We start from the raw sequence: 12,744 nt of genomic DNA, 5'->3' as shown, positions 1-12,744 counted from the left end.
CAGACGCCTCCGACGCACCGGTCGGACGGACACCCGGCCGGGCGGCGGGGCCCGGGCGGCCGGTGACGTGCGCGTGGCCGGGTCCGCGCGGTGCGGACCCGGCCACGGGCGTGGTGCGGGCGGTCAGGCCCCGACGGCCGACTTGAGCGCGTCGGCGCGGGAGGTGTCCTCCCACGGGAGCTCGACGTCGGTGCGGCCGAAGTGGCCGTACGCGGCGGTCGGGGTGTAGATCGGGCGCAGCAGCTTCAGGTCGCGGATGATCGCGGCCGGGCGCAGGTCGAAGACCTCCTCGATGGCGGCCTGGATCTTCGCCGGGTCGACGTTCTCGGTGCCGAAGGTCTCCACGAACAGGCCGACCGGGGCCGCCTTGCCGATCGCGTACGCGACCTGCACCTCGATCCGCCCGGCGAGCCCGGCGGCGACGGCGTTCTTGGCGACCCAGCGCATCGCGTAGGCGGCGGAGCGGTCTACCTTCGACGGGTCCTTGCCGGAGAAGGCACCGCCGCCGTGGCGGGCCATGCCGCCGTAGGTATCGACGATGATCTTGCGGCCGGTCAGGCCCGCGTCGCCCATCGGCCCGCCCAGCACGAAGCGGCCGGTCGGGTTGATCAGCAGCCGCGGCTCGGACGGGTCCCAGCCGAGCGCCTCGACCTCGGGGGTCACGACGTGCTTGAGGATGTCGGGGGCGAGCATGCCGTCGAGGTCGACGTCCGCGGCGTGCTGGGAGGACAGCACGACGGTGTCCAGCCGGGCCGGCTTGTCGCCCTCGTAGTCGATGGTGACCTGGGTCTTGCCGTCGGCACGCAGGTAGGGCAGCGTGCCGTTCTTCCGGACCTCGGTCAGCCTGCGGGCGAGCCGGTGGGCCAGCGCGATCGGGAGCGGCATGAGCTCCGGGGTGTCCTCGCAGGCGTAGCCGAACATCAGGCCCTGGTCGCCCGCGCCCTGCTTGGCGATCTCGTCCTCGGCGGACTCGACGCGCCTCTCGTAGGCGGTGTCGACACCCTGCGCGATGTCCGGCGACTGCGCGCCGATCGCGATGTTCACGCCGCAGGAGGTGCCGTCGAAGCCCTTCGCGGACGAGTCGTACCCGATCTCCAGGATGCGGTCCCGGACCAGCTGCGGGATCTCGACGTAGGCGTTGGTCGTGACCTCACCGGCGACGTGCACCTGCCCGGTGGTCACCATGGTCTCGACGGCCACCCGGCTGCTCGGGTCTTGCGCGAGCATCGCGTCGAGGATCGTGTCGCTGATCGCGTCACAGATCTTGTCGGGGTGGCCCTCGGTGACCGATTCGCTCGTGAACAGACGGCGGCTCGTGTTCGACACGCGCAGTTTCTCCATCCCGTTGTGGTGCTGTTGTGGTGCTGTCGTGGTGCTGCCTTCACTCCGGCGCGACGCGCCTCGGGCGGCCGCGCTCGTCCGGACGCTTCCGCGATCGGGGCGTCCGCCGGGGACCGACCCTAGTCCAGATCGGGCGACGGTACGGAGATCACCGGACGCAACTGTGCACGCACCGTGAAGTATCGCTGAAAATCAGCTACACAGGGTCGCCGGATGGGGTGATTGACGCTCCGCTCGCGAATCGCGAGCCGCCCCACTCGTTGGTCGGAACAGTACCGCCGCGAACCGCGCGGACGGGCCCACCGATCAGACGAAACGCGACTCCACGGCGGTGCTCCACCGTCGTCGCCACGGAGGATGTCCCACGATGAAGCCGAACTCCCGACGGATCGCCGCCGCCGTCGCCGCGCTGGCAGTGGCAGGCGTCACCGCCACCGGTGTGATCGCAGGCACTGCGGCCGCTGCCGGCACCGGAACCTGCACCTCGAGCGTGAACGTGCGCTCGGAGCCCGCCACCGACGCGCCGATCGTCGGGGTGTGCGAGCGCGGCGACACCACGTCGGTGGGTGACACCCGCAACGGCTTCGTCGAGCTTCCGGAGTACGGCGGCTGGGCGGCCGCCGAGTACGTGTCCACGACCAGCAGCTCGTCGCCGCGGACCGGCTCGCCGACCACCCCGGCCGACTCCGAGGACGCCACCCCGCGCACCTCCGAGCGGTCCACCGCGCCGCGCGCCGAGGACCGCTCGCCGTCGTCCGGCAGCCCGGCCACCAGCAGCCCCTCGTCGAGCACGCCCCGGTCGCCGTCCGGCAGCCCGGACGGCGCCACCGAGCGCCGTGCCGACAGCACGTCCACCGAGCCGTCGACGACCGGCAGCACCGACCCGTCCGGCACCGGCAGCAGCGACGACAGCACCGGCAGCGACGAGGGCACCGGCAGCACCGACCCGTCGGGCACCGCCACCGCGGACCCGTTCTTCGCCGACGACTGATCCCGCAGCCCACGGCGGGGCCCGCACCCCATCCCGGGTGCGGGCCCCGCCGTACACCCGGTAGCCGTACCGCACACCCGTTGCAGCGGGTGTGCGGCGCGGCTGCCGGGTGTGCGGCTCAGCTCAGGCGCGGGGTGACGGCGTCCCAGATCCGGGAGGCCAGCAGGGCCTTGGAGCCCATCGGCAGCTCCTCCTCGCCGCCGTCGCGGGCGAGCAGCCAGCCGGCGTTGTCGAGGGTCTCGAACGCCTTGCCGTCGCCGACGGCGTTGACGACGAGCAGGTCGCAGCCCTTGCGGGCGAGCTTGGCGCGGCCGTGGTGCAGCACGTCGCCCTCGGCGTCGCCGGTCTCCGCGGCGAACCCGACGACGACCTGGCCGGGCCGCGGGCTGTCGTGCACCAGCCCGGCGAGGATGTCCGCGTTCTGCGCCATCCGCAGCGGGGCGGGCTCGTCGCTGCCCCGCTTGATCTTGTCGGTGGCGGTGGACAGCGGCCGGAAGTCGGCGACCGCGGCGGCCATCACGACGGCGTCGGCATCCGCGGCGGCGGTCCGGACGGCGGTCTCCATCGCGGCCGCGGTGCCGGCGTGCACCACGTCGACCGCGGCCGGGACGGCGAGATCGGCGGTGTGCCCGGCGACCAGGGTGACCCGGGCGCCGCGCTGGGCGGCGACCCTGGCGAGCGCCCAGCCCTGCCGGCCGGACGAGCGATTGCCCAGGTAGCGGACCGGATCGAGGGCCTCCCGGGTGCCGCCGGCGCTCACCACGACGTGCCGGCCCTCCAGGTCGCGGGGCAGCGCTTCCGGGCGATCCAGGAGCAGCGTGGCCAGGTCGGCGATCTCGGCAGGATCGGGCAGCCTGCCCTTGCCGGTGTCCGCGCCGGTGAGCCGGCCCGCGGCGGGCTCCAGCACGACGGTGCCGCGGGACCGCAGCAGTGCGACGTTGTCCCGGGTGGCCGGGTGCTCCCACATCTCGGTGTGCATCGCGGGGGCGAGCACCACCGGACATCGCGCGGTGAGCAGCGCGGCGGTGAGCAGGTCGTCGGCGCGGCCGTGCGCGACGCGGGCCATCAGGTCGGCGGTGGCCGGTGCGACGACGACGAGATCGGCCCGCTGCCCGAGGGCGACGTGCGGGACCTCGTGGACGTCGCTGAACACGTCGGTCGCGACCGGCCGCCCGGACAGCGCCTCGAAGGTGGCGGCGCCGACGAACCGCAGTGCGGCGGCGGTGGGGATCACCCGCACCGCGTGACCGGACTCGGTCAGCCGGCGCAGCAGCTCGGCGCTCTTGTAGGCGGCGATCCCGCCCGAGACGCCGAGCAGGACCTCAGGTGCCGTGCCGGGCATCGGTGCGTGCTACTCGCCCTCGGTGTGCTCGAGCATGCCGGACTGGATCTCGCGCATGGCGATCGACAGCGGCTTCTCGCGCGGGCCCGGCTCGACCAGCGGGCCGACGTACTCCAGCAGGCCCTCGCCGAGCTGCGAGTAGTAGTCGTTGATCTGCCGGGCGCGCTTGGCCGCGTAGATGACCAGCGCGTACTTCGAGCTGACCTGGCCGAGCAGGTCGTCGATCGGCGGGTAGGTGATGCCCTCGGGGGCGGTGGTGCCGGTAGGCGTGCTCACGTACTCACTCCTGAAGCGAAAGGGGGACCGGGGGCCTCAGACGGCGTCCCGGCCGACCGCCAATGCTACCAACCGGCCGATCACGGTCTGCAGGTCGTCGTTGACGACGACCTCGTCGAACTCGTCGCGGGCCGCCATCTCCTCGATCGCGGTCCGCAATCGGCGCTCACGCTGCTCCGGGGTGTCGGTGCCGCGGTCGGTCAGCCTGCGGGCCAGCTCCTCCATCGAGGGCGGCGCGACGAACACCGTGAGCGCCTCCGGGACCAGTGCCTTCACCGCCCGGGCGCCCTGCAGGTCGACCTCGACGAGGACCGGCCGGCCGGCGCCCAACGCCTGCTCGACGGGCTCCCGCGGCGTGCCGGAGCGCTGCAGCCCGCCGTGCACCTCGGCCCACTCGAGCAGGTCGCCGCGCTCGATCAGCGCGTCGAACCGCTCGCGGGTGACGAAGTGGTAGTCACGGCCGTCCACCTCGCCCGGCCGCGGGGGCCGGGTGGTGGCGGACACACTGAACAGCAGCTCCGGCAGCGCCTCGCGCAGTCCCGCGACCACGTGGCTCTTCCCCACGCCGGACGGACCGGCCAGCACGAGCAGCCGCCCGCGGGCCGGTCGCCCGGGCTGCTCGGAGCGCACGGCGGAGGAGGTTCCGGTCACGGGATGCGCCGATCAGCTCGGGTAGCGGTCGAGCAGGGCCTTGCGCTGGCGGTCGCCGAGGCCTCGCAGCCGGCGGCTGGTCGCGATCTCCAGCTCCTCCATGATCTGCTGCGCACGGACCTTGCCGACGTTCGGCAGGGCCTCGAGCAGCGCCGAGACCTTCATCTTGCCGAGCACCTCGTCGGTCTCGGCCTGCTTCAGCACCTCCTCGAGGGTGGTGCCGCCGCGCTTGAGACGGTCCTTCAGCTCCGCTCGGGCCCGGCGCGCGGCCGCAGCCTTCTCCAGCGCGGCGGCGCGCTGTTCCTCGGTCAGCTGGGGAAGGGCCACGGTGTTGCCTCCGTACTCTCCGTGTCGAACACGTCGTTCTCGTCACCGCCGCAGCGGCGGCCGGGTGGTGGGTCGCACCGACCCGTCCGGGGGACGTCCCCGGAGCCGCGATCGAACGTACCCACGACGTCCAGTAGGGCGTCAATGGGGGTCCCACCACCGGTTTCGCCGTCCTCATGGTGATCAACGGCACGCCGTCCGGCGGTCCGACGTCCGCCGCCGGGCTCGCCCGGACGGCGGGTCGGCGCACCGGTCACCCCCGGCGTGCGGTCCGGCGCGGACACGGACGCGCCCAGTCGCCGCCCGGTTGCGCCGACGGTCACCGGGCGTGCCGGACGAGCCGGTCGGCGTACGCCGACCGGCCGTCCACCGACCGGGGCGGCACATCCGGCCCGGTCCCGCTGTGCGACGGGTCAGGGTGTCGCGCAGCAGGTCCGGCCGGCGGTGTGCCGGGGCGGAACGGGCCCGCCCCGGGGGTCTCAGTGCGATCCGGCGCGGGCCGAGGCGAGCTCCTCCCCCAGCGCCAGCGCGGCGCTGCGCAGGGCGGCCGGGGCGGGCCCCGCGGCGAGCACCGACCGGGCCGCGGCGGGCAACACCGGACCGGCCGTCCCGGCGAACCGGGAGACGACGTCGGCCGGGCCGGCCCCCTGCGCGCCGAGCCCGGGCACCAGCACCGGCCCGTTCAGCGCGGCCAGGTCGAGGCCGTGCTCACGGGTCCCCCCGACGACGACCCCGACGTCCCCGGCGCCGGCCGACGCACCGGCGTTGCGGGCCGCTGCGGCGTCGACGACCGCCTGGGCGACGCTGCGCCCGTCCAGCGCGGCCAGCTGCACCGTCGCGCCCTCCGGGTTCGACGTCCTGGCCAGCACGAACAGCCCGCGCCCGGCCTCGGCGGCGGCCACCAGAGCCGGTTCCAGCGAGTCGAAGCCCAGGTAGGGCGACACGGTGAGCGCGTCGGCGCCGAGCGGGGCTCCGATCCGCAGGTAGGCGTCGGCGTAGCCGTCCATCGTGGACCCGATGTCGCCGCGCTTGGCGTCCAGCAGGGTCAGCGTGGGGGTCTGCGCGAACCCGGCCAGCAGCCGCTCCAGGACGGCGACGCCCGCCGCGCCGTGCCGCTCGAAGAACGCCGACTGCGGCTTCACGACGGCGACCGCACCGGCGAACCCGTCCAGGCAGGCGTCGGCGAACCGGGCCAACCCGTCGGCGTCGTCGGTGAGGCCCCACTGCGCGAGCAGCGCCGGATGCGGGTCGATCCCGGCGCACAGCGGGCCGTGCGCGGCGACCGCGCCGGCCAGCCGCGCACCGAACCCGGTCACGAGCCGGACCGCAGCGCCGCGTGCGCCTGCTGCAGCGACCGGACGCCCAGCCCGCCGGAGGCGAGCGCCTCGATGCCCTGCACGGCGGCCGCCGCCCCCTGCACCGTGGTGATGCACGGGACGCCGCGGGACACCGCGGCGGCCCGGATCTCGTAGCCGTCCACCCGGGGGCCCGGGTTCCCGACCGGCGTGTTGACGATCAGGTCGACCTCTCCGGCCAGGATCGTGTCCACGATGGTCGGGTTCTCCGGCGACGAACCGGACGAGTGCTTGCGCACCACGGTGACGGTGATCCCGTTGCGGCGCAGCATCTCCGCCGTCCCCTCGGTGGCCAGCAGCTGGAACCCGATGTCGGCCAGGCGGCGCACCGGGAACACCATCGCCCGCTTGTCCCGGTCGGCGATGGACACGAACACGGTGCCCGACACGGGCAGCGAGCCGTAGGCCGCGGCCTGCGACTTCGCGAACGCCGGGCCGAACGCGGAGTCGAAACCCATGACCTCACCGGTGGACTTCATCTCCGGGCCGAGCAGCGGATCGACGCCCTGGCCCGCGGTGTTGCGGAACCGGTTGAACGGCAGCACCGCCTCCTTCACCGCGACCGGCGAGTCGGCGGGCAGCGCGCCGCCGTCGCCCTCGGCCGGGAGCAGGCCCTCCGCCCGCAGCTCGGCGATGGTGGCGCCGAGCATGATCCGGGCGGCCGCCTTGGCCAGCGGGACCGAGGTGGCCTTGGAGACGAACGGCACCGTCCGGGACGCCCGCGGGTTGGCCTCCAGCACGTAGAGCACGTCGCCGTGCAGCGCGTACTGCACGTTGAGCAGGCCGCGGACGCCGACGCCGTGCGCGATCCCGGCGGTCGCCTCGCGCACCTTGGCCAGCACCGAGCTGCCCAGGGTGATCGGCGGCAGCGTGCACGACGAGTCCCCGGAGTGCACCCCGGCCTCCTCGATGTGCTCCATCACGCCGCCGAGGTAGACCTCGTCGCCGTCGCAGAGGGCGTCGACGTCGATCTCGATGGCGTCGTCGAGGAAGCGGTCGACGAGCACCGGGCGGTCCGGCGAGATAGTGGTGGCGCGGGCGATGTAGCCGGCCAGCGTCGCCTCGTCGTAGACGATCTCCATGCCGCGCCCGCCGAGCACGTACGACGGCCGCACCAGCACCGGGTAGCCGATCCGGGCGGCGATCTCCCGGGCCCCCTCGAAGCTGGTCGCCATGCCGAACTCGGGGGCCGGCAGGCCCGCCTTGCGCAGCACCTCGCCGAACGCGCCGCGGTCCTCCGCGAGGTCGATCGCCGCCGCGGAGGTCCCGACGACCGGCACCCCGGCCTCGGTGAGCCGCTGCGCCAGGCCCAGCGGCGTCTGCCCGCCGAGCTGCACGATGACGCCCGCGACGGTGCCGGAGGCCTGCTCGGCGTGCACGACCTCCAGCACGTCCTCGAAGGTGAGCGGCTCGAAGTACAGGCGGTCGGCGGTGTCGTAGTCGGTGGACACCGTCTCCGGGTTGCAGTTGACCATGACGGTCTCGTAGCCGGCGGCCCGCAGCGCCATCACGGCGTGCACGCAGGAGTAGTCGAACTCGATGCCCTGCCCGATCCGGTTCGGCCCGGAGCCGAGGATCAGGACCTTCGCCTTCGACGTCTGCGGGGCGATCTCGGACTCGGCGGACGGGTCGGTCTCGTAGGCCGAGTAGTGGTACGGCGTCCTCGCGGCGAACTCGGCGGCGCAGGTGTCGACGGTCTTGTAGACCGGCCGGATCCCGAGCCGGTGCCGCAGCGAGCGGACGCCGTCCTCGCCGGCGAACTCCGGCCGCACGGCGGCGAGCTGGCGGTCGGACAGGCCGTGCCGCTTGGCCCGGCGCAGCAGCGCGGCGTCGAGCACCGGGGCGGCCTCGATCTCCGCGCGCAGCTCGCCGAGCAGCGCGATCTGGTCGACGAACCACGGATCGACGCCGGAGTTCTTGGCGACGTCGGTCACACTCTGGCCGGTCCGCAGCGCCCGCTCCAGCTCGTAGATGCGGCCGTCCACCGGGACGGTGTACTCGGGCTCGCCGTCCGGGTCCGGCGCGGTCCAGAAACCGGCCCGGGCGCGCTCCATCGAGCGCATCGCCTTGCCCAGCGCCTCCGCGAACGACCGGCCCAGCGCCATCGCTTCGCCGACCGACTTCATGGTCGTGGTCAGCTCCGGATCGGCGCCCGGGAACTTCTCGAACGCGAACCGCGGGATCTTGACCGCGACGTAGTCGAGCGTCGGCTCGAACGCGGCGATCGTCTCGCCGGTGATGTCGTTGCGGATCTCGTCGAGGGTGTAGCCGACCGCGAGCCGGGCGGCGATCTTGGCGATCGGGAAGCCGGTGGCCTTGGAGGCGAGCGCGCTGGACCGGGAGACCCGCGGGTTCATCTCGATCACGACGAGCCGGCCGGTCTCGGGGTGCACCGCGAACTGGATGTTGCAGCCGCCGGTGTCGACGCCGACCGCGCGCAGCACGGCGATCCCGACGTCGCGCATGTGCTGGTACTCGCGGTCGGTCAGGGTCATTGCCGGCGCGACGGTGATCGAGTCGCCGGTGTGCACGCCCATCGGGTCGAGGTTCTCGATCGAGCAGACGACGACCACGTTGTCGCGGTGGTCGCGCATCAGCTCGAGCTCGTACTCCTTCCAGCCGAGCACGGACTCCTCGATCAGCACCTCGGTGACCGGGGACGCGGCGAGCCCGGCGCCGGCCAGCCGCTCCAGCTCCTCGGCCGAGTGCGCCAGGCCGGAGCCGAGCCCGCCCATCGTGAACGACGGCCGGATGACCACCGGCAGGCCGAGCTCGGCGGCGGCCTCGCGGACCTCCTCCATCGAGTGGCAGACCCGCGAGCGCGGGACGTCGCCGCCGATCGAGGTGACGATGTCCTTGAACTTGAGCCGGTCCTCGCCGCGCTGGATCGCCTCGACGTCGGCGCCGATCAGCTCGACGCCGTAGCGCTCCAGCACGCCGTTCTCGTGCAGCGCGATCGCGGTGTTCAGCGCGGTCTGCCCGCCGAGGGTGGCGAGGATCGCGTCCGGCCGCTCCGTGGCGATCACCTTCTCGACGAACTCCGGGGTGATCGGCTCGACGTAGGTGGCGTCGGCGAACTCCGGGTCGGTCATGATCGTCGCCGGATTGGAGTTGACCAGCGAGACGCGGATGCCCTCGGCCTGCAGCACCCGGCACGCCTGGGTCCCGGAGTAGTCGAACTCGCAGGCCTGGCCGATGACGATCGGCCCGGAGCCGATCACCATCACGTGGTCGATGTCGTCGCGGCGGGGCATCAGTTCTCCTCCTGCCGGGCCTGCTCGGCGTCGGCGCTTCCGGCCGGGGGTGGTGGCCAGGGTCGGTCGTCGACCGGGCCGGACCGTCCGGTCACCGGATCGGCGTCGCGCTCGGGGGTGTGCGGCGCGGCCGGGCCGTCGGGTGCACCGCCCTCGCGGCGCAGCGCGTTCTCGATGTCGGAGAACGGCGCGGTCAGCGGGTCCGGCGTGCCGGGGCCCGGCACGGTGGGCAGCCTGCTGGTCGGCGGCTCGTCGGCCGGGCCGGGCACGGGGGCGCCACCGGCCCGGCCGGCCGCCGGGGCGCCGCCGGGCGGGGTGACCGGCAGCCGGGTGGTCGGTGCGGGATCACCGGCCGGGCCGGCCTGACCGACACCGGCCGGGCCGGCCTGATCGACACCGGCCGGGCCGGCCGGGCCGGCGGCGCGGTCCGGGTTCAGGTCGACCGAGGGGCCCGCCGTCGCCGACGGCGGCGCCACCGGGGACGGTTGCGCGGTCTGCGCCGGTGCCTGCCGGACGGGCCGGGGGACGGCGCCGCCGGCCGCACCGGGATCGCCGGTGGCGGGACCGGACACGGCGCCGGTGGCCGGATCGGGATCCGGCGCGGGGCCGCCGGCCGCCGGGTCCGGCAGGGCGTCCCGGTCCGCAAGGTCGTGCTGATCCGGGCGGTCGTGCTGATCCGGGCGGTCGTCCGGGGCCGGGTACGGCACCGGCCCGGCGCCGTCCGGGCGGCGCGCGGCGACACCGGCGTAGCCGACCGGGTTGTCGGTCATGAGCTGGGCGAACCGGTCGAACAGGTCGGTCGCGTCGTGCGGGCCGGCCGCCGCCTCCGGGTGGTACTGCACCGAGAACGCCGGGAAGTCGATCCCGGCCATGCCCTCCACGCAGCCGTCGTTCGGGCAGGTGTGGGTGATCGCGGCGCGGCCGTAGGGGGTGTCGAACTCCTCGCCCGCCTCGCCGGCGACGGCGAAGCCGTGGTTCTGCGAGGTGATTGCGACCCTGCCGGTGGCGTGCTCGATCACCGGGATGTTGATGCCGCGGTGCCCATAGCGCAGCTTGTAGGTGTCCCGGCCGAGCGCGCGGCCCAGGATCTGGTTGCCGAAGCAGATGCCGAACAGCGGGATCCGCCGCTGGAGCACCTGCCGGGTGAGCGCGACCGGCCCGTCGGCGGTCGCCGGGTCCCCGGGGCCGTTCGCGACGAAGAACCCGTCCGGGCGCAGCGACTCGATCTCCTCGATCGTGCTGGACGCGGGCAGCACGTGCACCTCGATGCCGCGGGCGGCCATCATCCGCGGGGTGTTGTACTTGATCCCGACGTCCAGCGCGGCGACGACGAACCGGCGCTCCCCCACCGCGGGCACCACGTAGGGCTCGGCGGTGGTGACGGCGCCGTAGAGGTCGGCGCCCTCCATCTGCGGGCTCTGCCGGACCCGGTCGACGAGCTCGTCGTCGTCGGCCAGCGCGTCGCCGGAGAAGACCCCGGCGCGCATCGCGCCCCGCTCGCGCAGGTGCCGAACCGCGGCCCGGGTGTCGATCCCGGCGATCCCGACGACGCCCTGGGCGCGCAGCGCGTCCTCCAGCGACCCGGTCGCCCGCCAGTTCGACGGCCGCCGGGACGGGTCGCGGACCACGTAGCCCGCGACCTGGATGCGGGCCGACTCGTCGTCCTCGTCGTTCCAGCCGGTGTTGCCGATCTGCGGTGCGGTCTGCAGCACGATCTGCCGGTGGTACGACGGGTCGGTCAGGGTCTCCTGGTAGCCGGTCATCCCGGTGGTGAACACGGCCTCGCCGAGGCTCTGGCCGGTCGCACCGTAGGACTCGCCGCGGAAGATCCGGCCGTCCTCGAGGACCAGCAGGGCGCTACCGTCCCCGCCGCCACCGTCCCGCGTGCTCCGTGCGCTGCCCGTGCTCGTCATGCCTGAACCTTCCCGTCCCGCGCGGTGATCCGGCCACGCAGGACCGTCGCGACCACCGCACCGGGCAGCCGCATTCCCTCGTACGGCGTGTTCGCCGCCTTGCTCGCCAGGTTCGCGCCGCGCACCGTCCAGACCGCGTCCGGGTCGACGAGCGCGAACGTCGCCGGCTCGCCCTCGGCGATCGGCCTGCCCTGGTCGGCCAGCCTGGCGATCTCGGCCGGGCGCTCGGAGAGCACCCGCGCCACGCCGTGCCAGTCCAGCAGGCCCGGCTCGACCATCGTCTCGATCAGCACCGACAGCGCCGTCTGCAGGCCCAGCATGCCCGGTTTGGCGGCCTGCCATTCGGTGTCCTTGTACTGCGCGGCGTGCGGCGCGTGGTCGGTGGCGACGACGTCGATCACGCCCTCGGCCAGCGCCTCGCGCATCGCGCGGGTGTCCTCCGCGGTGCGCAGCGGCGGGTTCACCTTGTTCACCGGGTCGTAGCCGGTCAGCCGGCCGTCGGTGAGCAGCAGGTGGTGCGGGGTCACCTCGGCCGACACCTGCACGCCCTGCGCCTTCGCCGCGCGCAGCACGTCGATCGTGCGGGCGGTCGAGATGTGGCAGACGTGCAGCCGGGCGCGGGCCTCGCGGGCCAGCGCGCAGTCCCGGGCGACGATGGTCTCCTCGGCCGTCGCGGGCCAGCCCGTCAGGCCGAGCCGGGCCGCGACCGCGCCCTCGTGCGCCTGCGCGCCGACGGTGAGCCGGTGGTCCTCGGCGTGCTGGGCGACGACCGCGTCCAGCGCCGAGGCGTACTCCAGCGCGCGGCGCATGATCAGCGGGTCGTTCACGCAGCGGCCGTCGTCGGAGAACATCCGGACGGCGGCCCGGGAGTTCGCCATCGTGCCCAGCTCGGCGAGGCGCTCGCCGCCGAGCCCGACGGTGACCGCGCCGACCGGGTGCACGTCGACCAGGCCGATCTCGGCGCCGCGCCGCCACACGTGCTCGACGACGACGTCGGAGTCGGCGACCGGGTCGGTGTTCGGCATCGCGAACACGGCGGTGAACCCGCCCAGCGCCGCGGCGTGGCTGCCGGTCTCGATCGTCTCCGACTCCTCCCCGCCGGGCTCGCGCAGGTGCACGTGCAGGTCGACGAAGCCGGGCAGCAGGACCGCGCCGCCGGCATCGAGCACCTCGACGCCCTCGGGGGCGTCCAGGCCGGTGCCGATGGCGGTGACGACGCCGTCGGTGACCAGCAGGTCGGTCGGGTCGCCGCCGTAGGGCCGGGCGTCGGTGATCAGGAGGTCGGTCATGCTGT

General features: G+C 74.3%; 9 protein-coding genes and 1 pseudogene. 1 reads left to right on the top strand and 9 read right to left on the bottom strand.

What is annotated here, in order from left to right; all coding sequences use genetic code 11:
• Window positions 1-123: 123 nt before the first annotated feature.
• The gene (gene metK, locus ABZ881_RS16740) at window positions 124-1,341 is read right to left on the bottom strand and encodes a methionine adenosyltransferase (protein WP_358485439.1); all 1,218 of its coding nucleotides are present in this window, start codon (window positions 1,339-1,341) and stop codon (window positions 124-126) included.
• A 367-nt stretch (window positions 1,342-1,708) separates the two neighbouring features.
• On the opposite strand from metK, the gene ABZ881_RS16735 reads away from it, so the two are divergent.
• Window positions 1,709-2,332 (top strand): SH3 domain-containing protein, encoded by a 624-nt coding sequence (locus tag ABZ881_RS16735; RefSeq protein ID WP_358485437.1) that lies wholly within the window; start codon window positions 1,709-1,711, stop codon window positions 2,330-2,332.
• Window positions 2,333-2,450: 118 nt separating this feature from the next.
• Here ABZ881_RS16735 and coaBC read toward each other — a convergent pair whose 3' ends face one another.
• From coaBC to ABZ881_RS16695, 8 genes and pseudogenes are all read right to left on the bottom strand, one after another.
• Complete coding sequence (gene coaBC, locus ABZ881_RS16730) at window positions 2,451-3,674, bottom strand: bifunctional phosphopantothenoylcysteine decarboxylase/phosphopantothenate--cysteine ligase CoaBC (RefSeq protein WP_358485435.1); 1,224 nt, start codon at window positions 3,672-3,674, stop codon at window positions 2,451-2,453.
• Between the two features lie 9 nt (window positions 3,675-3,683).
• Window positions 3,684-3,950: a DNA-directed RNA polymerase subunit omega gene (rpoZ, locus tag ABZ881_RS16725; protein WP_344028351.1), complete on the bottom strand. Its 267-nt coding sequence runs from the start codon at window positions 3,948-3,950 to the stop codon at window positions 3,684-3,686.
• Between the two features lie 36 nt (window positions 3,951-3,986).
• Window positions 3,987-4,601 carry a guanylate kinase gene (gmk, locus tag ABZ881_RS16720; protein WP_344028348.1) on the bottom strand — a complete coding sequence of 205 codons (615 nt, stop codon included), beginning with the start codon at window positions 4,599-4,601 and terminating at the stop codon, window positions 3,987-3,989.
• A gap of 12 nt (window positions 4,602-4,613) precedes the next feature.
• Window positions 4,614-4,928 (bottom strand): integration host factor, actinobacterial type, encoded by a 315-nt coding sequence (gene mihF / locus ABZ881_RS16715; RefSeq protein ID WP_158092208.1) that lies wholly within the window; start codon window positions 4,926-4,928, stop codon window positions 4,614-4,616.
• Window positions 4,929-5,407: 479 nt separating this feature from the next.
• A complete protein-coding gene (pyrF, locus tag ABZ881_RS16710; RefSeq protein ID WP_358485433.1) occupies window positions 5,408-6,244 on the bottom strand; it encodes an orotidine-5'-phosphate decarboxylase in 837 nt (278 codons plus the stop codon).
• Window positions 6,241-9,537, bottom strand: a complete 3,297-nt coding sequence (gene carB / locus ABZ881_RS16705; RefSeq protein WP_358485431.1) for a carbamoyl-phosphate synthase large subunit — start codon at window positions 9,535-9,537, stop codon at window positions 6,241-6,243. Before carB ends, pyrF begins: the two co-directional genes overlap by 4 nt.
• A 767-nt stretch (window positions 9,538-10,304) precedes the next feature.
• Window positions 10,305-11,450 (bottom strand): annotated as a pseudogene (carA, locus tag ABZ881_RS16700) (glutamine-hydrolyzing carbamoyl-phosphate synthase small subunit); the annotation flags it as partial.
• Entirely contained in the window at window positions 11,447-12,739 is a 1,293-nt protein-coding gene (locus ABZ881_RS16695) for a dihydroorotase (RefSeq protein ID WP_358485429.1), read from the bottom strand. The pseudogene carA and the gene ABZ881_RS16695, both read right to left, overlap by 4 nt.
• Between the last annotated feature and the right edge of the window lie 5 nt (window positions 12,740-12,744).

This window comes from Pseudonocardia sp. NPDC046786 (assembly GCF_040645415.1).
GTDB classification, from domain to species: Bacteria; Actinomycetota; Actinomycetes; order Mycobacteriales; family Pseudonocardiaceae; genus Pseudonocardia; species Pseudonocardia kongjuensis.
Note: the sequence above shows the minus strand (reverse complement) of the source record. Positions and strands in the feature narration are given on the sequence as shown.

Coding starts and splice junctions, on each gene's coding strand:
- metK (WP_358485439.1), bottom strand. CDS start 1,341: ATGGAGAAACTGCGCGTGTCGAACACGAGCCGCCGTCTGTTCACGAGC.
- ABZ881_RS16735 (WP_358485437.1), top strand. CDS start 1,709: ATGAAGCCGAACTCCCGACGGATCGCCGCCGCCGTCGCCGCGCTGGCA.
- coaBC (WP_358485435.1), bottom strand. CDS start 3,674: ATGCCCGGCACGGCACCTGAGGTCCTGCTCGGCGTCTCGGGCGGGATC.
- carB (WP_358485431.1), bottom strand. CDS start 9,537: ATGCCCCGCCGCGACGACATCGACCACGTGATGGTGATCGGCTCCGGG.
- ABZ881_RS16695 (WP_358485429.1), bottom strand. CDS start 12,739: ATGACCGACCTCCTGATCACCGACGCCCGGCCCTACGGCGGCGACCCG.